The following is an 8072-nucleotide window of genomic DNA, read 5'->3' as shown; positions in this document are numbered from 1 at the left end:
CATTTTGGCTTTTTGTGACATCCAGATGTCGTAGAGCGCGTTTCGATCCAGCTCTGTAAATTCCATATCTGCCTCCGCTAATTCAAGAGTCAATACACTCTCACACTTACTTAAGATAAATGTTAGCGATAAGTCAGAGAAGTTATAATTGATCGTCCAAATATCAACCCTCAATCATTGGTAGCGTACCTCTGAACATGCATGAGGCGGTCGCTCAGCAAAACGTAAAGGTAACTCTCTTGTCATTGGAAGGAAAAGTCCATCTCGGCGGTTTAGACATAAGTAAATGATTTAAAGGAAATCACTGGGGTGAAGGAGTAATATCTGCTACCTTTCCTTCCATGGTTCACTAGAAATAAGTTACATATGCCACAGTGGTTTACCGAATTACAAAGCTACATTGAAACGTCTCATCAAAATTGGAGTGGAAGCGTCCTTTTCATTACGCTCGCTAGCTTTATAGCTTGGATAGCTTGGCGGCTGATTCGCTCTCGCCTCGCTGCGCTCGTAGAGAAAACGCCCTTCCACTGGGATGACATGTTGCTTGATGCGCTAAAAGCGCCAGTCAGTACACTCATTTGGTGTTGGCCTGCAACCGTCTCTATCGGCATCATATTAGAGAGCGAGCTCAACGATAAAATAAACTGGTTAAGTACGCTGAAACTGATTTTAATCATCAGCATCTTCGTATGGACCGTTATGCGGCTCATTACCAATGTTGAAGAGCATGTTCTCGAACAAAAGAACCGAGATGAAACAACAGTACAAGCGATAGCTAAGGTCGCGCGCCTGTTCTTTATTACCGTCGGAATTCTAACCGTAATGCAGGCATTTGGTCTGTCACTATCGGGCCTACTTACCTTCGGTGGTGTTGGTGGTTTGATCGTCGGTTTAGCGGCGAAGGATTTGCTGTCTAACTTTTTTGGAGGTCTTATGATCTACTTCGATCGTCCATTTAAAGTTGGCGATTGGATCCGTTCTCCAGACCGACAAATAGAGGGGACGGTAGAACGCATTGGCTGGCGTATGACCATTATCCGAACTTTCGATAAGCGTCCACTGTATGTGCCAAACTCAGTGTTTAGCAGCATTGTCGTAGAAAACCCATCTCGCATGCTGAACCGACGTATCTACGAAAAAATTGGACTTCGTTACGACGATGCTGAAAAAATGCCGCAAATTATCACCGCGGTAAAAGAAATGCTGAAAAATCACAAAGACATTGATGCACGCCAAACACTTATCGTCAACTTCGATACATTCGGTCCATCATCATTGCACTTCTTTATCTATACCTTTACTAAAACCGTGAATTGGGTGAGATACCATGAGGTTAAGCAGGACATACTGCTTAAGGTAATCAACATCATTAAAGAACACGATGCAGATATCGCGTTCCCTACTCAGACGCTTAAGCTTGATCCTATACAAATGGTAAAAGCGGAAGAGCAAGAAGATCACGGCTTCTAGTTCTCACCAATACCCAAATAATCAAGCCCGCTGTGTTTAAGCGGGCTTTTTATTTTTCTTCGCATGAAGTGGTTATTGTTGCGTTAACACCATACGTGCATTCAGCGGTTGGATTGGGCGATTGTTTTTCCCCATTACTTCCGAAAAAGATTTTATCTGCTCAGGAGAAATAGTTTGTGCTTCTTTCATCACCAACCAACGTACACCTTCAGAGCATGGCGGTGTCGTTAGTGAGCCGTTAAAGCGGTAGTAGTCTTTATCACTTGGGATAAGGGCATCAGCATCAAATGGAACCTTGATGGTAACATCTTGATCTTTAGTTGGAATGTTAGCTAGCATCTTAGCTAGATCTGGGTTCGCGTCACCCAGTTTAAAGAACACCGCGACAACAGCTAGATGACCTACTTTGTCGGCATGCACAAAGTGTACTTCTAATGGGTATTCTTTACCATCCACATGGTTTTCAGATGGCGTATGGAAGTGGAACTGTTTCAACATAAACTCTTTACCATCAATGGTGAGTGTGTTTTTACCTTCTAAACCAGTCTGTAAAGTGTGACCGTTGTTCAGCAGTGAAATTGCCTTACCTTCGTAGTCGAAATTCAATTTTTCTAGCTTCGCTTCGGTCGCCGATTCAATGTTGATTGGGCTCTGGTTTTGACCTTTCGCGCACTCAGATGCAAACTCACCCCAATGAGCTGGCCCATGGTTTCCCTCGTAGCCCCAGCTTGCTGCATAAGCTGTTCCTGTAAATACCAGTGCCAAACCTAATGTTGTTAGTGACTTCTTCATCATTTTCCTTATTTCTGAAAGTTAAATTCCGTGAGAATAAAGCCATACTAATCTCACAAAATTAAGCAGTGACAGAGTGAAAACTATGATTACAAAAGATTTTTGGAATAGAAGCCTCTAATGATGTAATTGACATGATGCTCAAAATTGAACGTCAACGATTATTGAGTCGGTGTAAGTACCTGCAGGAGGGGTCGTTTGGCTGGTTAGTATCTGCGCGCGATAATTATAATTCTGTGGAGTGATACCATCCGGAATGGAGCCGCCAGTATCGACGTCACCGTGTTCACGACGTTCAGAACTGGTGCCTCCCCAGCGCTCCATCGTTGATGACTTATAGATTTCATACTCCAAATAGTGACCACTAGAAATCATTCGCCGCTGACCGCCGGACGCATTTAGGCCGTCATTCAAGCCAATGGAGAAGGAACTATTCTTGGTACAAGTTAACGATATAACCTGACTGACTGGTTCAAAACCGGCCACTAATGGGGACGAACCAAAATCAATATCTGGCGCTGTGATCATACAATCAGGGGTCACTTCCAACTCAACCGTAATCACGCTTTGAGCGCTGCCATTGGCGCGGCCAATGCATACCCCTAGAACCCCGATACCCTTACAGTAATCCCAAATCCAGGATACGGTGATTTGGTCTTTGTAAGTCCCAGCGGAAAGATTACTACCCACTCCCGTCCGAGCATAGAGCGGAAACTCGGCTTGAGTGCCAAACAACCCGAGTAAATCGAGTAACCCGATTTCAAAAAAATTGTAAGTTTGGCCGAATACATACTCTTGTGAAAGACCTGGATCGCCAAAAATCTGATAGCTGAGCTCCGAACTCGGATCATCCTCATTTAATAGCAAACCATTATTTATACTGTTAAACGTTGCTGATACGTAGTCGCCACTTAACAAAGACACAAGTGTAGAAAAGTCACACATAATCCCCGCATGAGGCTGAGCTGAGCTTTGCTGCTGAGAGCTTGCAACAGTAAACGAAGAAACATTGCCAAACAAGATTAAAGGTGCTGCCGCCGTGAGCTGACAAGCCATTGTCGAGCACGAGAAAAAGAGAAGTAGGCTAGCAAACCAGCTGCGCAAAATCATAGTGCGGTCTCTTCTTCGGCTTTGATACAAACCTGCTCAGGCAATGTTTGTATTTTTTGACTGTCACGCTGATACAACCCCTCAATAAACACTTTACATGGCGACTGTCCTTGAGGATAAAACTGAATATAGCGGCCTGGGTCAACGCCTTCAAAGTACGTAAAACCATCCCAACCAATTTGGCTTGTTAAGCCCGTTTCTGAGCGGCCATATGTACCAATCGGAAGGAACAAATGATTTTCGTCTACCACCGTCATGCTCAGTGCAATTTGTAGCTCTATTGGGAACTCTAACAGGTAGCCGTAGCCCGAATGTATCGAAGCAAACTGCTCTGTTGCGGAAAACGCAGCATTGGCAGGTAAATTAAGTGGATCGATTTCATATTTGGCGGTGTAATACGCCGTAGCCCAAGGAACAAGTAAGTAACCTTCATCGTCTGTCACTCCGACAATTTGATTTTCATATTTAACCGGAATACCTTCAAAACCACTGGTGCTCACTACCGCAAAGCTGTCATACACTTCATTCGCCGGGAATATTTCTCCATCCAACGTAGAGACCGAACCTGCCATTTCCGCAAAATAATCATAGTCGCCACTGGTGCCATTTAACCCCGCTCTGAACTGCGCCCATGACGCACGGTAGGTCAAATCAGCCTGTTTACGGTTTTCTGGGTGTTCGTTAAAATCATGCGCTAAATTGACGCCCCACCCACCTCGTATTGGCGCAAGGCGGCTGTAACCCACTCGCCCTCGCACATCGCCATCGTCCTCTCTTTTCAGCGTTAGCCCCGAACTTCCCCCCAAAGAACTGAAAGGTAGAGAGAATTGCGCCAACGTAACACTCTGACCACCAATACTATGATTGTAAGAAAGGGACATATTGATATTAAAAGGCAGAGCGTAGCTATAAGTGAGATTTAGGGTACGTGAATCTGAGTCGGATTGTTGAATATCAAAGTACCCACCAGAAAGTGAGCCCCAATCTCCCAAACGGACTCCCATATTGATTTGTGATAGATGGCGCGACGCGAGTGAAGCGTCCTTGCCTTCATCGAGCATTTCGTAATTTGGTAAATGAGATAAGGTATAAAAGTCGGCTTGTTCTACTTGAGTTCGAGCAGCGAAGCTAAACAGCCGAGACTGATAACTATAACCTAGCGCATATGAGGTCGATTGATCCTGAAAATTACTCACACGAAACGAGGCATCCACCGTACCCAAGTTGAAAGCATTGGTGACAAAGCCCAGCCCCGCAACGATCAGGTCATCTTTTGCTTCAGCTTGAGCTTCTAATGTTAACCAATCAGTCATGCCATGACGCAGAGCGGTAACCACGCCACCGTCTCCATAGTCGTTAGATGCATTACCGAAATTTTCTCTGATCGCACCAATACTCGCACTGTAAGATGTAAATCCGGTCTTGAGTAGATCGGAAGAGAGAAAAAATGGGCTGGTCATGACCGTTTGCTTACCTTGAGCATCCGTTGCAATTACCGTTGCTTCCCCAGCACCAGAGAGCATTGGAATATCGTTAATAATGAAAGGACCGGGCCCAACATTCATTGAGTCAGTTTTAAAGCCATTGATAAACAAATCTAACGTAGTGGGCGCTGTGACCTCACCGTAAAATGCAGGTAACGGCGTCGTCACGACATCCGGACGCATAGAGAAATCATGCGACAACTGAATACCCGCCAGTCTTACTGGTTGGCTCCAAGATAAAGGGCGAACAATATAGTCCCCTACCTCCATACGAATTCGCTTCTCTTGATTGACGTACTCGTAACTCGTATCAAAACGAGTGTACTGGCTGCTTTGCTGGGACTGAACATCGCGATGAAAGTTAGATTTAAATATCCCGGTAGTAGAAAAAACGCCAAACTCAGAAAAGGCTCTGACTTCATGATTTATAGAAACCTCCTTTTGTCGGCTTTCGTTCTCGTACACACCAAATACGTTGTAGTTAAGCAGGCCACCACGCCCAAACTGAGCCGGGGAAAATCGCCCCATATCCTGCGCTGATAAGCTCTGCATCGGTAACCAATTAGGCGGTACGTCAATTGCAAGTTGCAATGACGATTGCAAGTAACGCACGTTAACACCTGGGATAGACGTAACCTCAAGTCTCTCTTCGGTTCCAGGCAACGACGTGGCGGTAACCCCAACTGAAATGAGGTCCTCCCGGAGCAAAAAGAACTGATCGCCAACTCGCTCAACTTTCGCAACAAGCCCTGTTGCTCTTTGATTGATCACCAACTCCAGATTGAGGCTAATATTCTCAAACTTTTCTAATGAGAAATTTTCAGGACTCGGTAGCTCAGAGAAGTGGTTTGCTGAATTTGCACAAAGACCAATACTGCTCCACGTTACGCTAAGTAATACCAACCAAAAGAAAGCATTCATTGTATTAAATCTATTCATTATTGCTTCAATGATATTTGGTAACGTTTACCTCCAATATTCGCGCTCAAACTCAAGGGTCTGACATTACTATGGGGAATAGACCAAACCTTATACTGTTCAGGAAGAATATAGCCAGCTAGTCCATCGGAAATAACGACAGGATCTTTATTTGGTAGATTCAACTGTAAATTCACTAAGCGAACATGGTGTTTTCCTGAATTTTTAATGTGAACAAAACGCTGATTATTTTTCTTAATAAACTGTGCCTGTAAATCACCCCATAATTCACTGTCACGGTTTGGTTTTTGAGTATCAGTCAGCCCTTTCCCGTAAATAAACAAAGGTATCGAGTAACGCATTCGGACTTTGACAGCGAGTTCATTTTCCGTCAATTCTGTTTGAGGGTTTTGAGTTGGCGGTAATTCATCTATGATCACTCGGTATGCATACTCCTTACCCGCAGAGGCCTCATCTTGGTTGATGATGCGGATTAACTGCTTTTCACCTGGTTCAATTTTGACAAACGGAGGAGTTGCAATTAACTGGCTTTGACTTGAATAACTATCTTCTCCTTCGTTTTGTTCCCACTTAAAAATTCTCACCTGTAAATAAGAATCAACACTGCCTTTATTTACCATCCAAAGTGATGTTGCATTACTCTCCTCTGATATTTTGGGGTAAATCGGCCAAATTAATAATGAGTTAGCGTTGGCATTTGAGAAAAAAACAAAAAGGAAGGTTATTAATAATAGTTTTTTGAGTATGAATTCCATTTCACCCCTCCAAAGTTCACTTACCACTCTAATGTCAGCGTAAGCGTATCCATATAAATTCCAGCCATTTCATTCCCATTTATTGTCGCCTTTGCCCAGATAGGAAACTGAATATTATCTGGGTCTTGGTCAGTATCGACGGAATATTGCGTGTCAATATCAAGCACCTGCGTATAATTTAGATCCTGAAACAAAAAATAATCTACCGTTGTCGCTTCTTCACTGTGCTTTAACTTACGTACACCATCCGATGCATTCATCCCGCCATTTACGGAAACATTCATCGTAATACCCGGAGTACAACTTAATGTGAGTGATGAACTGTAAGTGATGCTGCCTTGTACTTCCGTCACGTAAACTGAAGAATGCTCACCAAAATCTAACGTACCTATTTGCCCGGCTTGGGTTGGGCTTTCTTCTTGTACTGCGCCGTTAATCAAACAACCTGTATCTACGATGGCAGACACCTGAAAAGTTTGTGTCGCATCAGCCAGCACAGTTAAAGAACACAAACTCATCGCGACAAGTGAAAAGCTCCTAACAACCAGCGTCACGTTTTACCAGCTTAGCGTCACACTGATGGTATCGGAGTATGTACCGGCAATGCTGCTCGTACCGTAAGCTTTCGCAAAAAGCTCAATAGTTTGCGATGTTGCACTAGTAAATTCAGACAGAGCTACCGTCCCGCCTTGTATAATTTGTGTGCTTCGGTCTGAGTCGGTAAACAACGTATAATCAATAAATTGCGCGCCATTTGACATCGCATAGGTACCAACGGTCGCACTTGCATCATACAATCCGGTGCCCAATGTAAACGTCGGTGTCACACCGTTACTACAAAGCACTTCAATACCCGTCGCACTACCACCATTTACGACACCATCTTGTTCACTGAAGATTGCAGGCACGTCTCCAAAGGCGAGTGAGCCAAAGCCAACGCCAGAAGCTGCATCTACCGCATTGTTTCCATTAATCACACAACCTTGTACAAGGTTAATTGAAACATCAATCGTACCGCTCACTGACGCTCCACTCGCTTGCCAACTAAATGAGGTTAAGAGCAGAGGCATCATCAGATAAAATCTTTTCATATAAAGCTCCATTTTTACATTCCACTGTATATCGGTAACCTTTTTATTAGTTATAGCTCAATTATGACAAACCAAATGCATATAAAATGTAAAACAATAAAAAGAAGCAGGATAAGGATAAAGACGAACAGCAAATAAAAATATTAAACTTAAAAGTGACGATTTTTAAGCATGTAATGCTAAAAAATAACCACTAAAAACAAATGGTTATTATCTTATTCCAAATACAGAATCGACAATGAGTTAGAAGGTAGGGTGAAGTTGAGTGGAAAAAATCTAAAAAAAGTAGCAGAACGACACGAGAAGTTTAGAAAAGATTGGCGACCATTTCTTCCCGAAACAAGAATCTTCATGAAGTAAATTACCACCTTCTAAAGAAGGTGGCTTTGTGTGAGCCCCCTAAAAGGGGGCCTTTGTTTAGTCCAGCGCCA

General features: G+C 43.5%; 7 protein-coding genes and 1 pseudogene. 1 reads left to right on the top strand and 7 read right to left on the bottom strand.

Features of this window, described 5'->3' with window-relative positions; all coding sequences use genetic code 11:
- Positions 1 to 66, bottom strand: a pseudogene (locus R7O12_RS23225) (XRE family transcriptional regulator); the annotation flags it as partial.
- Positions 67 to 366: 300 nt separating this feature from the next.
- Here R7O12_RS23225 and R7O12_RS23220 point away from each other — a divergent pair.
- Positions 367 to 1470 carry a mechanosensitive ion channel family protein gene (locus tag R7O12_RS23220; RefSeq protein WP_005375107.1) on the top strand — a complete coding sequence of 368 codons (1104 nt, stop codon included), beginning with the start codon at positions 367 to 369 and terminating at the stop codon, positions 1468 to 1470.
- A gap of 72 nt (positions 1471 to 1542) precedes the next feature.
- Here R7O12_RS23220 and R7O12_RS23215 read toward each other — a convergent pair whose 3' ends face one another.
- From R7O12_RS23215 to R7O12_RS23190, 6 genes are all read right to left on the bottom strand, one after another.
- A complete protein-coding gene (locus R7O12_RS23215) occupies positions 1543 to 2262 on the bottom strand; it encodes a carbonic anhydrase (protein ID WP_065275478.1) in 720 nt (239 codons plus the stop codon).
- A gap of 141 nt (positions 2263 to 2403) precedes the next feature.
- Positions 2404 to 3372 carry a spore coat protein U domain-containing protein gene (locus tag R7O12_RS23210; RefSeq protein ID WP_318126432.1) on the bottom strand — a complete coding sequence of 323 codons (969 nt, stop codon included), beginning with the start codon at positions 3370 to 3372 and terminating at the stop codon, positions 2404 to 2406.
- The gene (locus tag R7O12_RS23205) at positions 3369 to 5795 is read right to left on the bottom strand and encodes a fimbria/pilus outer membrane usher protein (protein WP_411913087.1); all 2427 of its coding nucleotides are present in this window, start codon (positions 5793 to 5795) and stop codon (positions 3369 to 3371) included. The genes R7O12_RS23210 and R7O12_RS23205 overlap by 4 nt, the downstream gene beginning before the upstream one ends.
- Positions 5795 to 6550: a molecular chaperone gene (locus R7O12_RS23200; protein ID WP_318126431.1), complete on the bottom strand. Its 756-nt coding sequence runs from the start codon at positions 6548 to 6550 to the stop codon at positions 5795 to 5797. The genes R7O12_RS23205 and R7O12_RS23200 overlap by 1 nt, the downstream gene beginning before the upstream one ends.
- A 20-nt stretch (positions 6551 to 6570) precedes the next feature.
- Positions 6571 to 7068 carry a spore coat U domain-containing protein gene (locus R7O12_RS23195; RefSeq protein ID WP_318126434.1) on the bottom strand — a complete coding sequence of 166 codons (498 nt, stop codon included), beginning with the start codon at positions 7066 to 7068 and terminating at the stop codon, positions 6571 to 6573.
- 39 nt (positions 7069 to 7107) lie between these two features.
- Entirely contained in the window at positions 7108 to 7653 is a 546-nt protein-coding gene (locus R7O12_RS23190; protein ID WP_005375099.1) for a spore coat U domain-containing protein, read from the bottom strand.
- Positions 7654 to 8072: the final 419 nt, after the last annotated feature.

Source organism: Vibrio sp. Vb1574 (assembly GCF_033338675.1).
The sequence above is the reverse complement of the archived record's forward strand: the minus strand, read 5'-3'. Positions and strand labels throughout refer to the sequence as shown.